At 63.0% G+C, this 20,953-nt stretch carries 19 protein-coding genes and 1 pseudogene; 12 read left to right on the forward strand and 8 right to left on the reverse strand.

The features are described 5' to 3' along the window. Nucleotides 1–2: 2 nt before the first annotated feature. From hemJ to DEM25_RS05630, 7 genes and pseudogenes are all read left to right on the forward strand, one after another. Nucleotides 3–548, forward strand: coding sequence for a protoporphyrinogen oxidase HemJ (hemJ, locus tag DEM25_RS05600; protein ID WP_109768354.1), 546 nt, complete (start codon nt 3–5; stop codon nt 546–548). Nucleotides 549–700: 152 nt separating this feature from the next. Further along, entirely contained in the window at nt 701–1,966 is a 1,266-nt protein-coding gene (gene rho / locus DEM25_RS05605; protein WP_109768394.1) for a transcription termination factor Rho, read from the forward strand. Between the two features lie 106 nt (nt 1,967–2,072). Further along, nucleotides 2,073–3,312 (forward strand): annotated as a pseudogene (gene mnmE / locus DEM25_RS05610) (tRNA uridine-5-carboxymethylaminomethyl(34) synthesis GTPase MnmE). 140 nt (nt 3,313–3,452) lie between these two features. Further along, entirely contained in the window at nt 3,453–5,333 is a 1,881-nt protein-coding gene (gene mnmG / locus DEM25_RS05615) for a tRNA uridine-5-carboxymethylaminomethyl(34) synthesis enzyme MnmG (RefSeq protein ID WP_109768352.1), read from the forward strand. After that, complete coding sequence (gene rsmG / locus DEM25_RS05620) at nt 5,330–5,986, forward strand: 16S rRNA (guanine(527)-N(7))-methyltransferase RsmG (RefSeq protein WP_109768351.1); 657 nt, start codon at nt 5,330–5,332, stop codon at nt 5,984–5,986. Before mnmG ends, rsmG begins: the two co-directional genes overlap by 4 nt. Nucleotides 5,987–5,999: 13 nt before the next feature. Next, nucleotides 6,000–6,791, forward strand: coding sequence for a ParA family protein (locus DEM25_RS05625; RefSeq protein WP_109768350.1), 792 nt, complete (start codon nt 6,000–6,002; stop codon nt 6,789–6,791). Nucleotides 6,792–6,825: 34 nt separating this feature from the next. Beyond that, entirely contained in the window at nt 6,826–7,704 is an 879-nt protein-coding gene (locus DEM25_RS05630; RefSeq protein ID WP_109768393.1) for a ParB/RepB/Spo0J family partition protein, read from the forward strand. A gap of 37 nt (nt 7,705–7,741) precedes the next feature. Here DEM25_RS05630 and holA read toward each other — a convergent pair whose 3' ends face one another. The 3 genes from holA to leuS are packed head-to-tail and all read right to left on the reverse strand — an operon-like array spanning nt 7,742 to nt 11,955. Then, a complete protein-coding gene (gene holA, locus DEM25_RS05635; RefSeq protein ID WP_109768349.1) occupies nt 7,742–8,776 on the reverse strand; it encodes a DNA polymerase III subunit delta in 1,035 nt (344 codons plus the stop codon). A gap of 12 nt (nt 8,777–8,788) precedes the next feature. Continuing rightward, nucleotides 8,789–9,337 carry an LPS assembly lipoprotein LptE gene (locus DEM25_RS05640; protein ID WP_158585175.1) on the reverse strand — a complete coding sequence of 183 codons (549 nt, stop codon included), beginning with the start codon at nt 9,335–9,337 and terminating at the stop codon, nt 8,789–8,791. Further along, a complete protein-coding gene (gene leuS, locus DEM25_RS05645; protein WP_109768347.1) occupies nt 9,337–11,955 on the reverse strand; it encodes a leucine--tRNA ligase in 2,619 nt (872 codons plus the stop codon). Before leuS ends, DEM25_RS05640 begins: the two co-directional genes overlap by 1 nt. A gap of 164 nt (nt 11,956–12,119) precedes the next feature. Here leuS and DEM25_RS05650 point away from each other — a divergent pair, with 164 nt between their 5' ends. Together DEM25_RS05650 and DEM25_RS05655 are read left to right on the forward strand one after the other, a co-directional pair. Next, nucleotides 12,120–12,779, forward strand: a complete 660-nt coding sequence (locus tag DEM25_RS05650; RefSeq protein WP_196780322.1) for a YggS family pyridoxal phosphate-dependent enzyme — start codon at nt 12,120–12,122, stop codon at nt 12,777–12,779. A 124-nt stretch (nt 12,780–12,903) separates the two neighbouring features. Then, entirely contained in the window at nt 12,904–13,731 is an 828-nt protein-coding gene (locus DEM25_RS05655) for a lytic murein transglycosylase (RefSeq protein WP_109768346.1), read from the forward strand. Between the two features lie 86 nt (nt 13,732–13,817). On the opposite strand, the gene rpmF is transcribed toward DEM25_RS05655, so the two are convergent. Then, nucleotides 13,818–14,000, reverse strand: coding sequence for a 50S ribosomal protein L32 (gene rpmF, locus DEM25_RS05660; protein ID WP_109768345.1), 183 nt, complete (start codon nt 13,998–14,000; stop codon nt 13,818–13,820). A gap of 141 nt (nt 14,001–14,141) precedes the next feature. After that, nucleotides 14,142–14,768 (reverse strand): biosynthetic peptidoglycan transglycosylase, encoded by a 627-nt coding sequence (locus DEM25_RS05665; protein WP_342633462.1) that lies wholly within the window; start codon nt 14,766–14,768, stop codon nt 14,142–14,144. A gap of 283 nt (nt 14,769–15,051) precedes the next feature. Between DEM25_RS05665 and DEM25_RS05670 the strand changes: the two genes are divergently transcribed. Further along, on the forward strand, nt 15,052–15,957 hold the full coding sequence (locus tag DEM25_RS05670; RefSeq protein WP_109768343.1) for a polyprenyl synthetase family protein: 906 nt from the start codon (nt 15,052–15,054) through the stop codon (nt 15,955–15,957). A 6-nt stretch (nt 15,958–15,963) separates the two neighbouring features. Here DEM25_RS05670 and DEM25_RS05675 read toward each other — a convergent pair whose 3' ends face one another. Beyond that, nucleotides 15,964–16,839 (reverse strand): lytic transglycosylase domain-containing protein, encoded by an 876-nt coding sequence (locus tag DEM25_RS05675; RefSeq protein WP_109768342.1) that lies wholly within the window; start codon nt 16,837–16,839, stop codon nt 15,964–15,966. After that, entirely contained in the window at nt 16,826–18,076 is a 1,251-nt protein-coding gene (gene ispG / locus DEM25_RS05680; RefSeq protein WP_109768391.1) for a flavodoxin-dependent (E)-4-hydroxy-3-methylbut-2-enyl-diphosphate synthase, read from the reverse strand. The genes DEM25_RS05675 and ispG overlap by 14 nt, the downstream gene beginning before the upstream one ends. Nucleotides 18,077–18,256: 180 nt before the next feature. Here ispG and DEM25_RS05685 point away from each other — a divergent pair, with 180 nt between their 5' ends. Together DEM25_RS05685 and DEM25_RS05690 are read left to right on the forward strand one after the other, a co-directional pair. Next, the gene (locus DEM25_RS05685) at nt 18,257–19,051 is read left to right on the forward strand and encodes a 3-hydroxybutyrate dehydrogenase (protein WP_109768341.1); all 795 of its coding nucleotides are present in this window, start codon (nt 18,257–18,259) and stop codon (nt 19,049–19,051) included. Between the two features lie 25 nt (nt 19,052–19,076). After that, entirely contained in the window at nt 19,077–20,198 is a 1,122-nt protein-coding gene (locus tag DEM25_RS05690) for a patatin-like phospholipase family protein (RefSeq protein WP_245412769.1), read from the forward strand. A gap of 48 nt (nt 20,199–20,246) precedes the next feature. On the opposite strand, the gene DEM25_RS05695 is transcribed toward DEM25_RS05690, so the two are convergent. Beyond that, a complete protein-coding gene (locus DEM25_RS05695; RefSeq protein ID WP_109768339.1) occupies nt 20,247–20,843 on the reverse strand; it encodes a TetR/AcrR family transcriptional regulator in 597 nt (198 codons plus the stop codon). Nucleotides 20,844–20,953: the final 110 nt, after the last annotated feature.

Raw genomic sequence — 20,953 nt, forward strand, 5'->3', positions numbered from 1 at the left:
CCATGACGGGGCCGGGCGGGGAGATATCGGAGGCCAAGGGGCGCAAGGCGGCCATGCGTGCGTTGATGGCGCTGGCGGTTTTTCTTGGCCTGGCGGCTTTCATATTCGTTTTGTCGCCGCCGGCGCGCTATGACTGGGCAAAAGCCATCCATGTCGTCGCGGTGATTTCGTGGATGGCGGGCATGCTCTACCTGCCGCGGCTGTTCGTTTATCATTGCGATGCAGAACCGGGTTCGGTCCAGGCCGACACATTCGTCGTCATGGAGCGGCGGCTCCTGAAGGTGATCATGCTTCCCGCGATGATCGTTTCCTGGGCTGTCGGTCTCTGGCTGGCATGGACCGGCGCATTTTTCCTGGAAATCTGGTTTATCGGTAAACTCGTCGCCGTGCTGATCATGAGTTGGGCGCATGGCTATCTGGCGAAATCGGCCCGTCTGTTCGCCGAAGGACGCAACGACAAGCCGGCGCGTCATTGGCGGATCGTCAACGAAGTGCCGACGATCGCGATGATCGCGGCGGTGATCCTGGTGATCGTCAAACCGTTCTAGGAACGCCGCGCTTGTCGGGTGGCACGGCGAATTGTCTTGCCCGTGCGGCTTGAAATCGCCATGATGACGGCGTATGTGGCGGCCAGTTCTCGGTGCCCTTCTTCCTTCCCTCCGCGCCGGGCTTTTCCCTTTACGTCCGCATTGGTTCAACCATGGAACAAATGAAGCTACACGATTTGCAGCAGAAGTCTGCGCCCGAACTTGTGGAGTTCGCCGAAAGCCTTGAGGTCGAAAATGCCAGTGTCCTGCGCAAGCAGGAGCTGATGTTTGCCATTCTCAAGCGTCTGGCCGCCGATGATATCGAGATCATCGGCGAGGGCGTGGTCGAGGTGCTTCAGGACGGGTTCGGCTTTTTGCGGTCGGCCAGTGCGAATTATCTGCCTGGACCTGACGACATCTATATCTCGCCATCGCAGATCCGGCGTTTTTCGCTGAAGACCGGCGATACGGTCCAGGGCACGATCCGTGCGCCCAAGGACGGGGAACGCTATTTTGCGTTGCTCAAGGTCAACACGATCAATTTCGAAGACCCCGAGAAGATCCGTCACAAGAGCCACTTCGACAATCTGACGCCGCTTTATCCCGACAGCCGCATCAACATGGAGGTCGAAAACGCCGAGACAAAGGATTTGTCGGCGCGCGTGATCGATCTCGTCGCGCCGCTCGGCAAGGGCCAACGCGGTCTGATCGTCGCGCCGCCTCGCACCGGTAAAACGGTGCTTTTGCAGAACATCGCCCATTCGATCACCGCCAATCACCCCGAATGCTATCTGATCGTGCTGCTGATCGACGAGCGGCCCGAGGAAGTCACGGACATGCAGCGTTCGGTGAAGGGCGAGGTCGTGTCGTCGACGTTCGATGAGCCGGCAACCCGCCATGTGCAGGTGGCCGAGATGGTGATCGAAAAGGCAAAGCGCCTTGTCGAGCATGGACGCGATGTCGTCATCCTGCTCGATTCGATCACGCGGCTCGGCCGTGCCTACAACACCGTCGTTCCGTCCAGCGGCAAGGTTTTGACCGGCGGTGTCGATGCCAATGCGCTGCAACGGCCCAAACGCTTTTTCGGCGCGGCGCGCAATATCGAGGAAGGCGGGTCGCTGACGATTATCGCCACCGCTCTGATCGATACGGGCAGCCGCATGGACGAGGTGATCTTCGAAGAATTCAAGGGAACGGGCAATTCGGAAATCGTGCTCGACCGGAAGGTTGCCGACAAACGCATCTTCCCCTCCATGGATATCCTCAAATCGGGTACCCGCAAGGAAGACCTTCTGGTGCCGCGTTCGGACCTTCAGAAGATCTTCGTGCTTCGGCGCATTCTGTCGCCGATGGGAACGACGGATGCCATCGAGTTCCTGATCGACAAGCTGCGCCAGACCAAGAACAATGGCGAATTCTTCGATTCCATGAACGCCTGATCGATTCGGTCTCGAAACGTCGTTGGTGCAGATCGCGGAGACCGATTCGATTCTGATGTGAAACGAATCGAATGAACATTGATGTCTGGCGCCGCATGGAGCCTGCATGACGGATACGATCATCGCGTTGTCCAGCGGAGCCTTGCCGTCGGGCATTGCCATTGTTCGGGCATCCGGCACCGCGTCGGGAGCGCTTGCGGAGCGCTTTTGCGGCGCCCTTCCCGCGCCGCGAACGGCGGCGTTGCGTGTCTTTCGCGACGATGAGGCATTGGAGATCGATCGCGGGTATGTGCTGTGGTTGCCAGGCCCGGCGAGCTTTACCGGAGAGGATTGCGTCGAATTTCACCTGCACGGCAGCCGCGCAGTGGTCGATCGTGTTTTGGACCTGGCCACGGAAATGCCCGGGGTTCGTCTTGCAGAAGCGGGTGAATTTGCCCGCCGGGCGTTTTCCAACGGCAAGCTCGATTTGGTGGAAGCCGAGGCGCTTGGCGATCTGATTTCGGCGGAGACGGAAGCACAGCGTCGTTTTGCGGTCGAACTGGCCGGTGGGGCGCAATCGTCCCTTTACGAGGATTGGCGAGCCCGCTTGCTCCATGCGCGGTCGATGATCGAGGCGGAGATCGATTTTTCCGATGAGGACGATGTGCCCGGTTCGGTGTCCGATCGGGTTTGGGCGGACATGCGGACGATGAGCGACGCATTGTCCCGCCACATGGACGGTGAACGGCGCGGCCGCATCATGCGGTCCGGACTTCAGGTCGCCATCGTCGGCGCTCCGAATGCGGGCAAATCCACGCTTCTCAATGCGATGGCCGGCAGCGACCGCGCGATTGTTTCCCCGGAACCGGGCACGACGCGCGATGTCGTGGAGGCTCGTCTGGACCTTGGCGGCCATCTGGTGGTGCTGGCCGATACCGCCGGATTGCGCGATGAAGCGGGCACGGTGGAAGGAGAAGGCATTCGCCGTGCGATTCAGCGCGCTGCGGAGGCCGACCTTGTGTTGCACGTATCGGAGACGGGNGGACGGCGCGAGGCCGGTCCAAGCAGCCGATTATGCGCTGAGCGCCGTGACAGGTGAGGGGCTCGGGGCCTTGGTTGCCGCGCTGACCGATTTTGCACGGGATCGCGCCGGAGGCTCGGATCTCGCGCCGGGACGTGCCCGACACATGCAACATCTGGCTGCCTGCAAGGCCCACCTGATCGATTCGCTGTCGGAACAATTGCCGTTGGAGCTGAGGGCGGAGCATTTGCGTCTCGCCGGAGAGCAGCTCGGGCGGATAACGGGCCGCATCGATGTTGAGGACATGCTGGGAACGATTTTCTCGCAGTTCTGCATCGGCAAATGATTCACGTGAAACATATCTGGCTCGGACGCGATATGCCGCCGTTGTTTCACGTGAAACAGCGGGTGGCTTGACCTCGGCCGTCAATCACGCCATGTGCGGCTGAGAAGACCCTTTACCCGTACTTTTTTGGAGGCAGGCCGATGATGGTCACAGCCTATGATGTCATCATCGTCGGCGGCGGCCATGCGGGCGTCGAGGCGGCGCGTGCGAGTGCTGCGGTCGGCGCGTCGACGGCTCTTGTGACCCACCGGTTCGATACGATCGGTGTCATGTCATGCAATCCCGCCATTGGCGGTTTGGGCAAAGGGCATCTGGTTCGGGAGATCGACGCGCTGGACGGTTTGATGGGCCGGGTCGCGGATGCCGCCGGCATCCAGTTCCGCCTGCTGAACCGCCGGAAGGGGCCGGCCGTGCGCGGTCCGAGGACGCAGGCCGACCGGGCTCTGTATCGCGCCGCCATGCAGAACGAAATCGGCGCCATTGCCAATCTCGACATAGTCGAGGGAGAGGTGGCCGCTCTGCGCATGCCGGCGCCCGACCGTGTCGAGGGAGTGGTGCTCGCCGACAGCCGGGAACTCACGGCCGGCGCGGTGGTGCTGACGACGGGCACCTTTCTGCGCGGTGTCATCCATATCGGCGACCGGACCATCGCTGCTGGCCGCATGGGCGAGGCACCGAGCAACGCGCTGTCCGGCCAGCTGCAGGCGATGAACGTGCCGCTCGGCCGTTTGAAGACGGGCACGCCGCCGCGGCTTGACGGTCGCACCATAGCGTGGTCGCAGCTGTCCATGCAGAGCGCAGACGACGATCCGGTGCCGTTCTCGACGCTGACGGAGCGCATCGTCAATCGTCAGATCGAATGCGGCATCACGCGGACGACGGCCGACACGCACGCCGTTGTTCGCGCCAATATCGGTCGTTCGGCGATGTACTCGGGCAAGATCGAAGGGACCGGGCCGCGCTATTGCCCCTCCATCGAAGACAAGATCGTCAAGTTCGGTGATCGCGACGGGCACCAGATCTTTCTCGAACCGGAAGGGTTGACCGATCATACCGTCTACCCGAACGGCATTTCGACATCGCTGCCGGAAGACGTGCAAGCGGCTGTCCTTAAGACGATACCGGGGCTCGAGCACGCAAAGATCCTGCAACCGGGTTATGCGATCGAGTATGATCATGTCGATCCGCGCGCGCTGGATGCCAGCCTGGCGTTGCGCAGCGTGGCGGGCTTTTATCTCGCCGGCCAGATCAACGGCACAACCGGCTACGAGGAAGCGGCGGCGCAAGGGCTTGTGGCGGGCCTGAATGCGGCACGTTTTGCGGCCGGCCAGGCGCCGGTCCTGTTCAGCCGAACCGAGAGCTATATCGGAGTGATGCTGGACGATCTGACGTCGCGCGGCGTGTCGGAACCCTATCGCATGTTCACGTCACGCGCCGAATACCGGCTGTCACTGCGGATCGACAATGCGGACATGCGGCTCACGCCGTTGGCGATCGAATCGGGACTGGCGTCCGCAGAACGGCGCGAGCAGTTCAACGCCGTGAGGACGGCACTGGATGCTGCCCGCGATTTGAGCCGTTCGGTGACATTGACGCCGCAGGAAGCCAACCGATTCGGCCTCGAAATCAATCACGACGGCGTTCGGCGGTCCGCCTATGATCTGATGGCTTATCCCGACATCACCTTTGATCGGCTCACGTCCATCTGGCCGGAACTCTGCGATATCGATCGGTCGATCGCCGAGCGGCTGGAAATCGAGGCGCAATATGCCGTCTATATGAAGCGCCAGGCCGCAGACATCGCTGCAGTGCGTCGTGACGAGGCGCTGTTGCTGCCCTGCGATCTGTCATTTGACGGCATTGCCGGGCTCTCCAACGAGCTGAAGCAGAAGCTTGCCGAACGCCGCCCCTCGTCGATTGCCGAGGCACAAAGGATCGACGGCATGACGCCCGCGGCGGCCGCACTGCTCATTGCCCATGTCCGGAAACAAGAGTTTCGAACCGACATCGATGCGGCATGAGCGATCCCGATGCGGTGCGCGCTGCGCTTTCTTCAGGCCATGATGGCGTCGATGTTTCACGTGAAACGCTGATGCGCATGGCGCGGTTTGCCGATCTGTTGGATGCTTGGTCGAAACGGATCAATCTCGTCGCGGCGTCGACCGGCGGCGATTTCTGGATGCGGCACGTGGCCGACAGTGCGCAGCTGCTGCGACTGAAACCAGACGCCCGCCATTGGTCCGATCTTGGCTCGGGCGGCGGTTTTCCCGGAATTGTGATTGCCATTCTGCTTTCGGAGACCGAAGGCGCGCGTGTCGACCTGATCGAGAGCAACCGAAAGAAGGCGGCGTTCCTGCAGACGGTGCGCGCTGCCTGTGCATCGTGCGCCCGTGTGCATCCCGCCCGCATCGAGGATGCGGTGATGCGCCTGCCGGCACCGGAGGTCATTACGGCGCGTGCCCTGGCACCGCTGGCAGACCTGTTCTCCCTGGCCGAACCCTGGCTGGCGGCCGGCGCGTCCTGCCTGTTTCACAAAGGCCGTGGATATGCCGATGAAGTGGAGGAAAGCCGTGCACATTGGCGATTCGATCTGGTAGTACATGACAGTGTTGCTGCCCCGGACTCGGTCATTTTGGACATCAGCCAGGTCCGGCGGGCGCCCAATTCACACTGAACCGGGGACCGGCATGACCAGTTCACCCAAGGTCATCACCATTGCCAACCAGAAAGGCGGCGTCGGCAAGACGACCACCGCGATCAATCTGGCAACGGCGCTTGCCGCAATCGGCGAGCGGGTGCTGGTGGTCGATGTCGATCCGCAGGGCAATGCCAGCACGGGGCTCGGCATCGATCGGGACGACCGGACCGTGTCAGCCTACGAGATCCTGCTGGGCGAAGCGTCTGTCACCGACGCAGCCATCGCAACCGCCGTTCCCGGGCTGTCGATCGTTCCGTCGACCATGGATCTGCTGGGCATCGAGATGGAAATCGCTTCGGCGTCCGACCGCGTCTTCCGGTTGCGCGCGGCCCTTGGTCAGCCGGATGTGCGGCGCTTTTCCTATGTCATCATCGATTGCCCGCCCTCGCTGAACCTTCTGACGCTTAACGCGATGGCGGCCGCGCATTCCGTGCTGGTGCCGCTGCAGTGCGAGTTCTTCGCCCTGGAAGGGCTCAGCCAGCTTCTGAAGACCGTCGATCAGATTCGCGGCTCGGTCAATCCGGGCCTGACCATCCAGGGGATCGTGCTGACCATGTATGACGGCCGCAACAATCTGGCCAACCAAGTGGTGGACGATGTGCGCAGCTATATGGGCGATACCGTCTACACCACGGTAATCCCCCGCAATGTCCGGCTGTCCGAGGCCCCGTCGCACGGCAAGCCGGCCATCCTCTACGATCTGCAATGTGCAGGAAGCCAAGCCTATCTCAACCTGGCGTCGGAAGTCATTCAACGCGAGCGCGGCGCGCGGGCCGCCTGAACGGATTCGAACCCGGAACGATACGGACATCATGATGGCAGATGACAGATCGGACAGGCGGCTGGGCCGCGGACTGGCGGCACTGATCGGCGAGATGGACCAGCCGGTGCAGGCCGCGGCGGCACCCGTTGCCAGCGACCGCAGCGTTCCGATCGAGATGATCGCCCGCAATCCCAACAATCCCAGGCGCACCTTCAGCGACGATGAGCTGGACGATCTTGCCCGATCGATGCGCGATCACGGTGTCATCCAGCCGATCGTCGTGCGCCCCGTGGCGGGAACGGGCGGTGGTGCCTCGCATGAGATCATCGCCGGCGAGCGGCGATGGCGCGCGGCGCAACGTGCTGGGCTCACCGAGGTGCCGGTGATCGTCCGCGAAGTCGACGACCGTTCGGCGCTGGAGCTCGCGATCGTCGAAAACGTCCAGCGCTCCGATCTCAATCCGATCGAGGAGGCGCTTGGCTATCGGCAGCTGATGGACGACCATGGCTACGGGCAGTCGGACCTTGGTGACGTTATCGGCAAAAGCCGCAGCCATGTGGCCAATACGCTGCGCCTGTTGAAACTCCCCGATTCGGTCCAGGCGATGGTTTCGGCAGGCGATTTGTCGGCCGGCCATGCGCGGACGCTGGTAACGGCCGATGATCCGGCCGCGATCGCGCGCAAGATCGTTGCAGAGGGATTGTCCGTGCGCCAGGCAGAGACATTGGCCCAAAAGCCGGTTGGTGGCGACGATCGATCCATTGGAAAGCCGGCAAAAGATACCGATCTTGTCGCGCTCGAGAAGACCTTGTCCGATGCGTCAGGCTACCGCGTCGAAATCCAGCCGAAGGCAAAGGGTGGCGAAGTGCGCATTGCCTACCAGTCGCTTGAGCAACTCGACGATCTATGCCGTCTTCTGCAACGCCAATAGATTCCGATTTTGATTCGCGATCGAAACGATCTGAACCCTAACGCCGGCGAGCGCTCTGGACAGTGAGCGCCAGCAACGTCATACGCAGGACGTCAGTTTCGAGGTGTCGCGACTTGCGGGCCTGAAGGACTGCTTCACGCAAACGGCCAAGCCCGGCGCGAATGGCGGGCGCGTTCCATATCGCGACCGCATGCTCCATTGCCTGGCGGCGCGCGAAGAAGACCGGCGGCCTCGCGTGGGCCACCGCCGCGGCGGGATTTTTCCCCTGCATGTCCATGTCGGCACGGATCCGGTCCAGCGCCTGGAACTGCCGTGTCAGGATCGCCAGCAGCGCCGATGGCGCACCGCCTCCGCTTTCGAATTTCACCACCGCGCGGTCGAGCGCCTTGAGATCGCCCGTCAGCACGGCCATCGAAATGTCGTCAAACCCCAGGGCCGACGCGTCGCCGCAAATGGCCTGCACGTCAGACAGTGTCACCGTTGGCTGGCCGAGCGCATAAAGCGCGATCTTGTCCAGTTCGGCGCGCGAGGCGGCCCGGTCGCCGCCAAGATGATCGATCAGAAAACGACGCGCATCGAGTTCCAGCCGTAGTCCGGCCGCAGAAAATGTGCGGTCGATCAGCTCCTGAAGTGCCCTGTCGTTGTCGGTGTAGCAGGCAATGGCGAGGCCGGCCGGAGCCTTTTCGACCGCCCCGCGCAGGCCGCCCTTCTTGAGATCGCCGGCCTCGACAATGATCATCGTGTCCGCTGGCGGGTCGCCGAGCAGCATGTCGATCTGGCCGAGCAGTGCTCGATCGTTTCCCGCGCCTCGGAGCCAGATCAGCCGGCGGCCGCCAAACATGCCGACCGTGTAGGCTTCGTTGACGAGCCGTTCGGGGTCCGCCCCAGGGCTCGCGGCGTCGATGCGAATCGTGCTGAACGGATCGTCCAGCGGCACACCGCTCCCTTTGGCCAGCGCCGAGGCGCGTTCCGACACCAGACCGTGATCCGGCCCGTAGACCAGATAGATCGTGTAGTCGCGATCGGGCCGGGCGATGAAGCGGTCGGCCTCGTGGTTCTTGAGCTGGGCCAAGGTACGCGCGCCTCAGCGGGCGGCGAGCGCCGTCGCCACGACGATCCGGAACCGTTCGGCGAGTTCGGCGGCCGCGCGGTTCTCGGCATCGCGCAAAGCACGCAGATTGGCGAATTCCTGCCGCGTATTGTCGAAGGAGGCGGTTGCCGACCGGGTTTCGGAGGCGATGGTGACGCCGTCCTCGATCCGCGTCAGCGTCAGCGTTCCCGTCAGCGTCACGCGCCTGGCCGTGATGTTGGTCGAGCCGTCCGGCGCCGACACGCGGAAAATGTCAACGGTGGACGATGAAACGGCCAGCGATGCGCGGTGATCGGCCGACGGGTCCACGGAGCCGCCATTGTAGAGCAGGAAGACAAGTTCGTTGCGGACCTGCTGGCTGATCCGGTCATCGACACCATCGACGCTGACCCGGCTGAGCGGCGCTGTCGACACGATGAAGTCTGTCGAGCCGGCATGGTAGAGCGGCTGCACCGTGCAGCCGCCCAGCATCGCCAGCGCGCCCAGCATCGCCGTCCGGCGCGTGACGCTCCATCTCCGGCGTTGATCAGGCGCGATCTTCATCATGCGACTATATTGACGATGCGGCCCGGCACCACAATCACCTTTTTGGGCGCCGCGCCGTTCAAATGGCGCTGCACGGCGTCAAGCTCCAGGGCCGATGCCTCGACGCTGTCCCTTTCCGCATCACGCGCGACCGCGATCTCGCCGCGTTTCTTGCCGTTGATCTGCACCGGCAGGACGATCGTGTCGTCGGCGATCAGCGCCGGATCGAATGCCGGCCAGGGCTCCTTGGCCACCATGTCCGCATGCCCCAGAATGGCCCAGCATTCCTCGGCCAGGTGCGGCGCGATCGGCGCCATGATCTGGATAAGGATGGACAGGGCCTCATGGGCTGCCGCCTTGCCGGCCCGATCGTTTCCGCTCCCCGCCCTTTCGATCACAGGGGCGATTGCGTTGACCAGTTCATGGATGCGGGCAATGGCCTTGTTGAAGGCCAGCCGTTCGAAATCCTCGCCCACACCCTTGAGCGCCTTGTGCGCAGCCTTTCGCATAGCCGCGAAATCGCCGTTCGCGGCGGACGGGTCACCGGCCGCGATGGTCGGCGCGGCGCCCGCGACGAGGCGCCAGACACGCTGGATGAAGCGATGCGCGCCCTCGGCGCCCGAATCGGTCCATTCCACGTCACGCTCGGGCGGCGAATCCGAAAGCATGAACCAGCGTGCTGTGTCCGCGCCGAAGCTCTGGGTGATGTCCTCCGGTCCGATCGTGTTCTTCTTGGACTTGGACATTTTTTCGAGCGGCCCGATGGTCACCGGCTTGCCGGTGTCGGCGTCGAAGGCCTTGCGGTTCGAATCATGCCCTTCGATCCGGACCTGACCGGGATCGAGCCAGCCTCCGTCTTCGGACCGGTAGGTCTCGTGGACGACCATGCCCTGGGTGAAAAGCCCCTTGAACGGTTCGTCGACGGCCATGTGCCCAGTGCGGCTCATCGCGCGGGCGAAGAAGCGAGAATAGAGAAGGTGCAAAATGGCGTGCTCGATGCCGCCAATATACTGATCGACGGGCAGCCACGCATTGGCCGCGTCGGGGTCGGTCGGGGCATCCTCGTTCGGCGCGGTGAAGCGCGCGAAGTACCAGGACGAATCGACAAACGTGTCCATCGTGTCGGTTTCGCGGCGCGCGGGCTTTCCGCAGGACGGGCAGTCAACATGTTTCCATGCCGGATGATGGTCCAGCGGATTGCCCGGCCGTTCGAACGTGATATCGTCCGGAAGCGTGACGGGCAATTGCGCCTTCGGCACCGGCACCAGGCCGCAGTCGTCGCAGTGGACGACCGGGATCGGACACCCCCAGTAGCGCTGGCGCGAAATGCCCCAGTCGCGCAGCTTGAACTGTACTTGCCGGTCGCCTTGCGGACGACCGTCCAACTCCATCGCTTCCAGACGGTCGGCAATGGCGGCGAAAGCGTCGGCTGGCGTCATGCCGTCGAGGAACGACGAGTTGATCATCGTGCCGTCGCCGGTCCAGGCCTCCTCGCCGATCGCAAAGTCCTCGGCGTCGGCGTCTGGCGGCAACACGACGGGCACGACCGGCAGGTCGTACTTGCGCGCGAAATCGAGGTCGCGCTGGTCGCCCGAGGGGCAGCCGAAGATCGCGCCGGTGCCGTAGTCCATCAGGACGAAGTTGGCGACGTAGACGGGCAGTTCCCAGTCGGCGTCGAACGGGTGCCGGACCTTGATGCCGGTATCGAACCCTTTCTTCTCGGCTGTTTCCAGCGCGGTGACCGATGTCCCCATGCGGCGGCATTCCTCGCAGAAGGCGGCGAGCGCGGCGTTCGTCTCGGCTGCCTTCCTGGCCAGCGGATGATCGGCTGCGATCGCCATGAAGGACGACCCGAACAGAGTATCGGGCCGGGTCGTATAGACTTCGAGTTCCGTTTCGCCTTCGGGCGCCGTTTCAGGTGTCAGCGCCCAGCGGATCGAAAGGCCCTCGGAGCGCCCGATCCAGTTGCGCTGCATCAGGCGCACCTTGTCCGGCCACCCGTCGAGATCGTCTATGGAACCGAGCAGATCCTGGCTGAAATCGGTGATCTTGAAGACCCATTGAGCCAGTTCGCGCTGCTCGACCTCGGCGCCCGAGCGCCAACCCTTGCCGTCGATCACCTGTTCGTTGGCCAGAACGGTCTGGTCGACCGGGTCCCAATTGACCTTGGAGACACGGCGACCGACGAGGCCGGCTTCGAGGAAATCGACGAACAGCATCTGCTGGCGGTGGTAATAGTCGACATCGCAGGTGGCAAATTCGCGCGACCAGTCGATCGAAAGGCCCATCAGTTTGAGTTGGGCACGCATCGTGCCGATGTTCTGGTAGGTCCAGTCGCGCGGATGAACCTTGTTCTGCATGGCCGCGTTTTCCGCCGGCATGCCGAATGCGTCCCAGCCCATCGGGTGCAGCACATTGTAGCCCATGGCGCGCTTGTGGCGGGCGACGACATCTCCCATCGTATAGTTGCGCGTGTGACCGATATGAATGCGCCCGGACGGATAGGGAAACATCTCGAGGACGTAATATTTCGGCCGGGGATCGGCATTGTCGGTCTCGAACAGCCTGGCCTCGTCCCAGGCCTTTTGCCATTTGGGCTCGGATGCGCGCGGATTGTAACGTTCAGGTGTCGTCATCGGGTCAGAGCTGTCCGGTGGGCGGCCATGCGGCTTGAAATCGGAGCATCGGCATGCACTTAAGCTGTCGGATGCGCGCCGGTGTCATGCCGGCAAATGAGTACAGCGTCAACCATGCGGCAGGGGCGGGAAACGTGTCGGATCACCAGCGGAACACATCGTACCTGACCTCGGCGGATCGCTTCGACACCGTCGTCGCAGCCGTCGCCACGGCCGCGCGGACGGCAGGGCGTACCCCGGAAGCCGTCACGCTCGTTGCCGTCAGCAAGACGTTCGATGCCGATGCCATCCGACCCGTTCTTGAACGGGGTCATCGCGTGTTCGGCGAGAACCGCGTCCAGGAGGCGGCGGGCAAATGGCCGGGCCTGCGCGAAACCTATGATGACATCGAACTTCACCTGATCGGTCCCCTGCAGTCGAACAAGGCCGCCGAGGCCGTTGCCCTGTTCGACGTGATCGAAAGCGTCGACCGCGAGAAGATCGCCAGGGCGCTGGCCAAAGAGATGGTCAAACAAGGCCGCAGTCCGAGGCTTTATGTGCAGGTGAACACCGGCGAGGAGCCGCAAAAGGCAGGCATCGCGCCACCCGACGCAGCCGTCTTCGTTGCCAAATGCCGCGACGAGCTTGGTCTCGAGATCGAGGGGTTGATGTGCATTCCGCCGTTGGACGAAAATCCGGGGCCGCATTTTGCGCTTCTCAAGAAACTGGCTGCCGAATGCGGTGTCGCGCGCTTGTCGATGGGCATGTCGGGCGATTTCGAGACCGCAATCGTCTTTGGCGCGACCAGCGTCCGCGTCGGATCGGCCATATTCGGCACCCGATGAAGGCGGTTTCATTTTTTTGCAGTGTTTGTGACTGACTTTCTTGAGCGAATCCGGCAATGTGCGCCGGGGCGGAGCTCCGCGACGGCCAGTCCGGAGCATTCCTTTACAGATAAGGGAGTTTCACATGACACCGAAATGGGTCCGGTTGGGTGTAGGGCTGGTATTGGCTGGCCTACTCGCAACGGCGCCGGCACATGCGGCGCGATGCATCACCAGCCAAGGCCAGTTCGAGGCCTACAAGCAGGCGCTCGCCCAGCAGGCCGCATCGGCCGGGGTCGGCCAGCGCGGCATGCAGGCCCTGCAGCAATCCGGGATTTCGGGGATTACATGGCGCTTCGAATCCAACCCCTCCTCCCAGACGGGAACCCGCTACCGGAGCCCGGAACAGTTTCTCAGAAGCCGCTTTTCAAGCGTCAACTCGTTCGTTTCGGGGGCAAAGCGCCGTCTGGGCCAGAAGGCCGGCCTGTTTCAGGCGCTTGAACGCCAGTATGGCGTGCCCGGCTCGATCCTCGTTGCGATCTGGGGTTATGAGACATCCTGGGGCGGCTATACGGGCGACACGCCGATCGTCAGCGGCGCGGTGACGCTCGCATCCTACTGCCGGCGCCACCCGCGGTTCGAGGACGATGCGATCGCCGCGCTGAAGCTCGTCGATCGCGGCGTCATCTCGGGCAACAGCCGTGGCGGACCGTCCGGTGAACTGGGCCACATGCAGTTTCTGGCGGGCAACTGGATCCGGTTCGCGGTCGATGGCAGCGGAGACGGGCGCGCCGATCCCAACAATTCCGCCGACGCGCTGGCGACCGCGGCCAACATGCTGCGCCGCAATGGCTGGCGCGCCGGCCAGCCCTTCACCGAGGGATCGCGCAATTTCCGTGTGCTTTCGGCTTGGAACGACAGCGGCAATTACCAGCGTGCCATTGCCTATGCGGCAAGCCTGATCGACCAGTAGGCGTCTCAGTCGGCTCTACAAGCCGCCAACACAAAAACCCGCGCCGGCCGAAGCCAGCGCGGGTTTTTTCAGACCACGCGAAAGACCTAGTCTTCCTTGGGGGCGAGAACCTGACGGCCGCGATACATGCCGGTCTTCAGATCGACATGGTGCGGTCGGCGCAATTCGCCCGATGCCTTGTCCTCGACATAGGCCGGGTTCTTCAGCGCGTCGGTCGAACGGCGCATGCCGCGCTTGGCGCGGGTGACCTTCCTCTTGGGTACAGCCATTTTCGTTTCTCCAGATATCGGCGCAACAGTGTGACCTGACCGGTGACCGGTCCGTCACATACCGTCATGCGCGGAAAAGTGGGTGGCCTATACACAATCGCTACGGGTTTTGGAAGATGGCGCCCCGCGTTTTTTGGCGCCTTACCGGGGCAGGCATCCGACATAGGCGCCCGACTGCGCGGCACGCCGCTGGACGATGTCGGCCACCCTTTGCATGCCGGCGCCAGGGCGGGCCGGATCGCGGACATGGGGGTTGGGCAGCGTGACCGCCAAAAGGGCCGATTGGCGGTTTGTCAGTCCATCGGGCGCTCGGCCGAAATGATGAGCGGCGCCGGCCTTGATGCCGAACTGGCCGCTCGGGCCCCATTCGGCGATGTTCAGATAGATCTCCATGATCCGCTCTTTGGGCAAGACCAGATCGATCCAGATCGCAAGCGGCACCTCCAGGCCTTTGCGGATGAAGGATCGGCCGCTCCAAAGAAACAGGTTCTTGGCCGTCTGCATGGTGATGGTCGATGCGCCGCGTACGCGCTCGCCCTCCAGCGCATCTCCGACCACCGCCTGCAACTCACGCAAATCCACCCCGTGATGGGCGCAGAACTGGCCGTCCTCGGACATCATCACAGACTGATAAAGGCGCGGCGTGACATCGTCGATCTCCACCCATTGCCGGTCGACCGGCTGCAGCGTGATCATTCGAGACAGCATCAGCGTCGATACCGGGCGTACGACCTCCATGCGGTAGACAAGCGTGAGCAGCAGCGGCAACGCTGCCAGGACAAACAGTGTGACGAGAGGATAGAAAACCCAACGCCGCCGAAGAAGGGACCGGCGCTTTGAGGCGCGCTTTGCCTCAGCTGCCCTCTTTCGGTCGGAACCGGCCGGCGCTGCGCCGCGTGCCGCCTTGCCGGCCGTCTTCGATGTCGCTTTGGCTCGGCTCACCTGATCATGGTCCCGGCTGCTTGGTTGCGCTGCGGCGACTGAGGACGATCAATCGCCTGCATGTACAAGGCTTATTGCAGATCGGAGACGAAAACGCCAAAAGCAAGCCATGTCCGATCATGATGCCTTCCGTCAGTCCCTTTCCGATCGCGCAGTCCTTGTCGAGGCGTTTCTCGACACGCAATTGTCGGCCGACCCGCGCGATCACGAAACCGAGCGGCCCGAGCGATTGCTGGCGGCGATGCGTCATGCAGTTCTCAATGGCGGAAAAAGACTGCGGCCGTTTCTCCTGTTCGAAGTCAACGCGCTTCTGGGCGGTTCGGACGATGCCGTTCTCGGAGCGGCGGCCGGGCTCGAGCTCGTGCACTGCTATTCGCTGGTTCATGACGATCTGCCGTCGATGGATGACGACGATCTGCGTCGCGGCCAGCCCACCGTGCATCGCAAATTCGATGAGGCGACGGCAATCCTTGCGGGCGATGCGCTTGTGACGCTGGCGTTCGATCTGACCATATCGGGCTCGGCTGGATTGCCGGCCGAGAGGCGCAGCGAACTGGTGTTGCTTCTGGCCCGCTCGGCGGGGCTCGGCGGGATGGTCGGCGGGCAAATGCTCGATCTGTCGCTCGAGCATGGCGATGCTGCGTCCGACATGATCACGACCATCCACGCCATGAAGACGGGCGCGCTGATCCGCTATGCATGCGAAGCCGGTGCGATCGCGGCCGGCGGAACAGAGAGGGCGCGCATGCGCCGCTTCGGCGAAGTGATTGGGCTGGCGTTTCAACTGGCCGACGATCTTCTGGACGTGACCGCCGACAGTGCCTCGATGGGCAAGGCGACGGGCAAGGACGCCGCTGCCGGAAAGCAGACGCTGGTCGGCATGCACGGTGTCGATTGGGCCCGCGCCCGGCTCGATGCCCATGTCGCGGAAGCCGAAGCGTTGCTCGAGCCTTTCGGTGCACGGGCCGCGGTTCTGTGCGGCGCCGCACGCTTCATCGCCTACCGTACAAATTAGCCGGATTCAGTTCCTCTTGATGACACAGGCGCTGCCGGCGGCGCGCAGCCGCCCGCAGATCGCATTGGCTTCGATCCGCGAATCCGCGCCGATCCGCACCGCGTAAATCGGTTTCGGTCCGAGCGGGCTCCTGTGGCGTCCGATATCAACCGGCAAACCGGCCAGCAGCGTGCTGTGTCTGCGCTTGATTCGGTCCCACTGCCGCATCACGGCCGCGCGCCTGTAACCGCCGGCAACCTGCACGCCCCATGGCTTGACCGGAGCCTGGGCCAGGCCGGCAACGCCGAACCCCGCCGCCGATGCCATCCGCACGCATGAATCGCCGAAGGGTTTTCCCTCCTCAAGAGGATGGTCGCGGATCTCGCGGCGTCGTTCGATGAAAATCTCGGCGGGTTCACCGGTGATCGACAGTACGTAATCCTCGGTTTCAAGCGGCAGCGTCGAAGCACCCACCAGCCAACGATCGATGCGCGCCTCGCCGGCATTGTACGCCGCGGCGGCAAGGCCGAGATTGCCGAACTGCAGACGCAGCGCGGCAAGGTAGGTCGCGGAGGCGGGCAAGGCCTCAGTCGGGTCGAAACTGTTGTCGAGGCCGCGCCGTTCGGCGGTCGCCGGCATGAACTGGGCGATGCCCTCGGCGCCCTTGGGGGACACGGCCAGTGCATCGAACCGGCTTTCCTTCCAGATCAGGCGGGCAAAAAAGGCCGGCGGCAGACCGTTGCGGTGCGCTTCGCGTTCGATCAGCGAACAAATCGCTCCGTGATCGACTTCTTCGAACGAGTCATCTTCGATTGCCCAACTTGTTGCGGTGGCGAAACAAGTCAACAGCGCCGCAATGAGCGACGAAGCTACAGGCTTTGGCTTGACCTCAAGGGGCGGCATCCTTGCCGCCTTCGCCGAAGCGTGCCTCGATATAGTCGGTGACCATTGCCTCGAACTTGCCCGCAATGTCGTCGCCGCGCAGCGTGGCGGCCTTCTTGCCGTCGACGAAGACCGGCGCGGCGGGTGTTTCGCCCGTGCCCGGCAGCGAAATGCCGATGTCGGCGTGCTTGGATTCTCCCGGTCCGTTGACGATGCAGCCCATGACCGCGACCTTGAGCTCCTCGACGCCTGGATATTTTTGGCGCCAGACGGGCATGTTGCGCCGAAGATCGTCCTCGATCTTGCGGGCCAGTTCCTGAAACACCGTCGATGTCGTACGGCCGCAGCCTGGGCAGGCGGCAACAAGCGGTACGAACTGCCGGAATCCCATGGACTGGAGCAACTCCTGCGCGACCTGAACTTCCTTGGTGCGGTCGCCGCCGGGCTCCGGCGTCAGGGAAATGCGGATCGTGTCGCCGATACCCTGTTGGAGCAGAACGGCAAGCGCCGCCGAGGAGGCGACGATGCCCTTGGACCCCATGCCGGCTTCCGTCAGGCCCAGATGCAGGGCGTGGTCGCAGCGCGCTGCCAGGTCGGTGTAGACGGCGATCAGGTCCTGAACGCGCGAAACCTTTGCCGACAAAAGGATCTTGTTGCGCGGCAACCCGGTCTGTTCGGCGAGTTCGGCCGACAGCAGTGCCGACCGGACGATGGCTTCCCGCGTCACCTCATCGGCGGACATCGGGAAACCCTTCTTCTGATTTTCGTCCATCAGGCGTGTCAGCAGTTCCTGGTCCAGCGAGCCCCAATTGACGCCGATGCGCACGGGCTTGTCATGACGGATCGCCATTTCGACGATCTCGATGAACTGCCGGTCGCGCTTGTCCCTGAAGCCGACATTGCCCGGATTGATGCGGTATTTGGCCAGCGCCTCGGCACAGGCCGGATGATCGGCCAGAAGCTTGTGGCCGATGTAATGGAAGTCGCCGACGAGCGGCACGTCATGGCCAAGCCGCTCCAGCCGTTCGCGAATTCTCGGCACGGCGGCGGCGCTTTCGTCGCGGTCGACAGTGATGCGGACCACTTCCGATCCGGCTCTGTGCAGCGCGGCACACTGGGCGACCGTCGCGTCGATATCGGCGGTATCGGTGTTGGTCATGGACTGGACCATGACCGTTGCATCGCCGCCGACGACGACGCCGCCGACATTGACGGGAACCGATTTTCGTCTCGGAAGAGGAGCTGCCAAAGTGTTCATGACGGTTTCTTGTTTGATCCGCTCCGGTTCTAGCGGCTTCGATGACGCGCCGCAATCGGCGCCGTCTTGGCGGCCGGCTGGCGGCGGCAAACTGTCATCACAATCATGCCAGGGCGATGACAAGCCTTTATCGCCGGCCTATGTTGCACCGCAACGACAGCATCGCAAACGGGGACAAGCATGGCCAGCGACGCACTCAAGACCGCCATCGTCACGGGTTCCAATTCCGGTATCGGGTTGGGCATAGCCCGGGCGCTCGCCGCCGAAGGGCACAATGTGGTGCTCAATTCCTACACCGATACGGACGATGATCATGCGCTGGCCAGGGAGATCGCCGCGAGCGCCGGCAATGAGACCGTGTACATCCAGGCAGACCTCTCGAAAGCCGATCAATCGCGCATGCTGGTGGACAAGGCGGCCGAACGTTTCGGATCGGTCGACATCCTCGTCAACAATGCCGGCATCCAGCATGTGGCGCCGGTCGAGGAGTTTCCGACGGAGAAATGGGACGCGATCATCGCAATCAATCTGTCGTCGGCTTTCCACACGGCGGCGGCGACCATTCCGATGATGAAGAACAAGGGCTGGGGCCGGATCGTCAACATCGCCTCGGCGCACGGGCTGACGGCTTCGCCGTACAAGTCGGCCTATATCGCCGCAAAGCACGGCATTGTCGGGCTGACCAAGACGATCGCGCTGGAGTTCGCCGAGGCCAAACTTGCCGCGACCTGCAACGCGATCTGCCCGGGCTATGTGCTGACACCGCTGGTCGAGAACCAGATCGAGGATCAGATGAAAGCGCACGGCATGGATCGGCAGGAGGTGCTGGACAAGGTCATGCTGCAGCGCCAGCCGACCCGCGAGTTCGCCACGGTGGAGGAACTGGGTGGAACCGTGGTCTTCCTGTGTTCCGACCACGCCCGCCAGATCACCGGCACGACGATTTCCGTCGATGGCGGCTGGACGGCGCTCTGACCACCGATTGAAGAGGCAACCTGCCGTGTCCAAACCAAACGGCGAAACCGCTCCCAAGCGCATCAATCTCGCCTTGCAGGGCGGAGGCTCTCATGGCGCGTTCTCCTGGGGCGTGCTCGATGCGCTTCTCGAGGACGGCCGGCTGGCGTTCGACGGCATTTCGGGGACCAGCGCCGGAGCGATGAACGCGGTCGCCCTGGCTGCCGGATGGGCCGGCGGCGGTCCCGAGACCGCGCGGCAGAGCCTGCACGACTTCTGGGCGGCGGTGGCGCGCAAGGGCCGGTTCTCGCCGATCCAGCGGACACCGATGGATTTGTGGTTCGGCAATTACGGGTATGAAAACTCACCGAGCTACCGGCTCTTCGATATTTTCAGTCGCGTTTTTTCGCCCTACGACACCAACCTGCTGGACATCAATCCGCTGCGCGACGTGGTTGCGTCGGAAGTCGATTTCGACCTTGTGCACGGCTGTGACGCGTTCAAGGTGTTCGTGTCGGCGACCAATGTCCACACTGGAAAGGTGCGGGTCTTTTCCGGCCAGGAGATCAGCATCGATGCGGTCATGGCATCGGCCTGTCTTCCGATGCTGTTCAAGGCGGTCGAGATCGACGGCGTTCCGTACTGGGATGGCGGATTTGGCGGCAACCCCGTGCTGTTTCCGTTTTTCTACGAAACCGAAACGGAAGACTGCCTTCTGGTGCAGATCAACCCGATCGAACGCGAAACGACACCGCGGACCGCCCAGGAAATTCAGGACCGGATGAACGAAATCACGTTCAATTCCGGGCTGTTGCGCGAGTTTCGCGCCATCGAGTTCATTCGGCGGCTGAAGCGTGACGGGCGGCTGGCGGGCACCGACTACCGATCCATCCGCATGCACAGGATCGCTGCCGATCCAGTGGTCGAAACCTTGTCGGCCTCGTCGAAGCTCAATGCGGAATGGTCGTTCCTCACCGATCTGCGGGACGCCGGCCGTGCGGCGGCGAAAGATTTTCTCGATGCGCATTTCGACGATATCGGCGAGCGACCGACGCTCGATCTCAGCGCCGAACTGCAGGCAGACATTCTGCCGGCCAGAAAGCGTGAGCCGATAGGCGCCAGGATGCGCGACGCCGTCAGGCGCATCGGCAGATCGCCTGACACCTAGGGTCGGGACCCTAGATGCGAACCTTCAGGAAGACAGCGGCAGGGGCCCTCAGGGCCGGCCGGCGGCAAGGGCTCCGGAGACGAACCGCACCAGCGCCTCGACGTAATGCTCGATGGCCTTGCCCCGCATGGCGTCGCTTTTCACCCCCTCCATGGCCTGCATGAAGATACGTGCGGCCGATTCGGGGGTGGCGCCGGTCCGCGACAGATCGAGTTCGCCATCATCGACCGCTGATTTGATGCCGCGCGCGATCACGTCGATCATCACATCGCACCAGCGCTCCTCGATGTCGGCGGCGATCTCGTCATTGACGCCCATCAATTCCAGACCGTGCGGGGTCTGTTCGATGAAGCGGTGTACGTCGAGGATGGAATCGTTGATCGCCGCCTTCAGCCGGTCGTGAAACGATCCGGGCCTGGCCAGTGCCGCGCCCGCCTTCGCGGCCGCGCCGCTCATCATCTCTTCGGCCAGCCCTCGGAAAATCTCCGTCTTGTTGCGGAAAACCTGATACAGCGCCGGCCGCGACATGCCCGCCTGTCGCGCGATGTCGTCCATCGAGGTCTTCCGGAACCCGTAGGTCACGAATACTTCGAAGGCCGATTGCAGGATCTTGCTGCGCTTGTCCTCTGGAATGATGTGGAGCATGTTGGCTTGACTGTATGACGTTTTTTGTTATTTTGTCAAATTGTCAGCAGACACTACCAATGCGTGCGTTTCAATCTTATATTGCGGCGCAATGTGTGATTGATTGCCGG

Source organism: Oceaniradius stylonematis, assembly GCF_003149475.2.
Taxonomy (GTDB): domain Bacteria; phylum Pseudomonadota; class Alphaproteobacteria; order Rhizobiales; family Rhizobiaceae; genus Roseitalea; species Roseitalea stylonematis.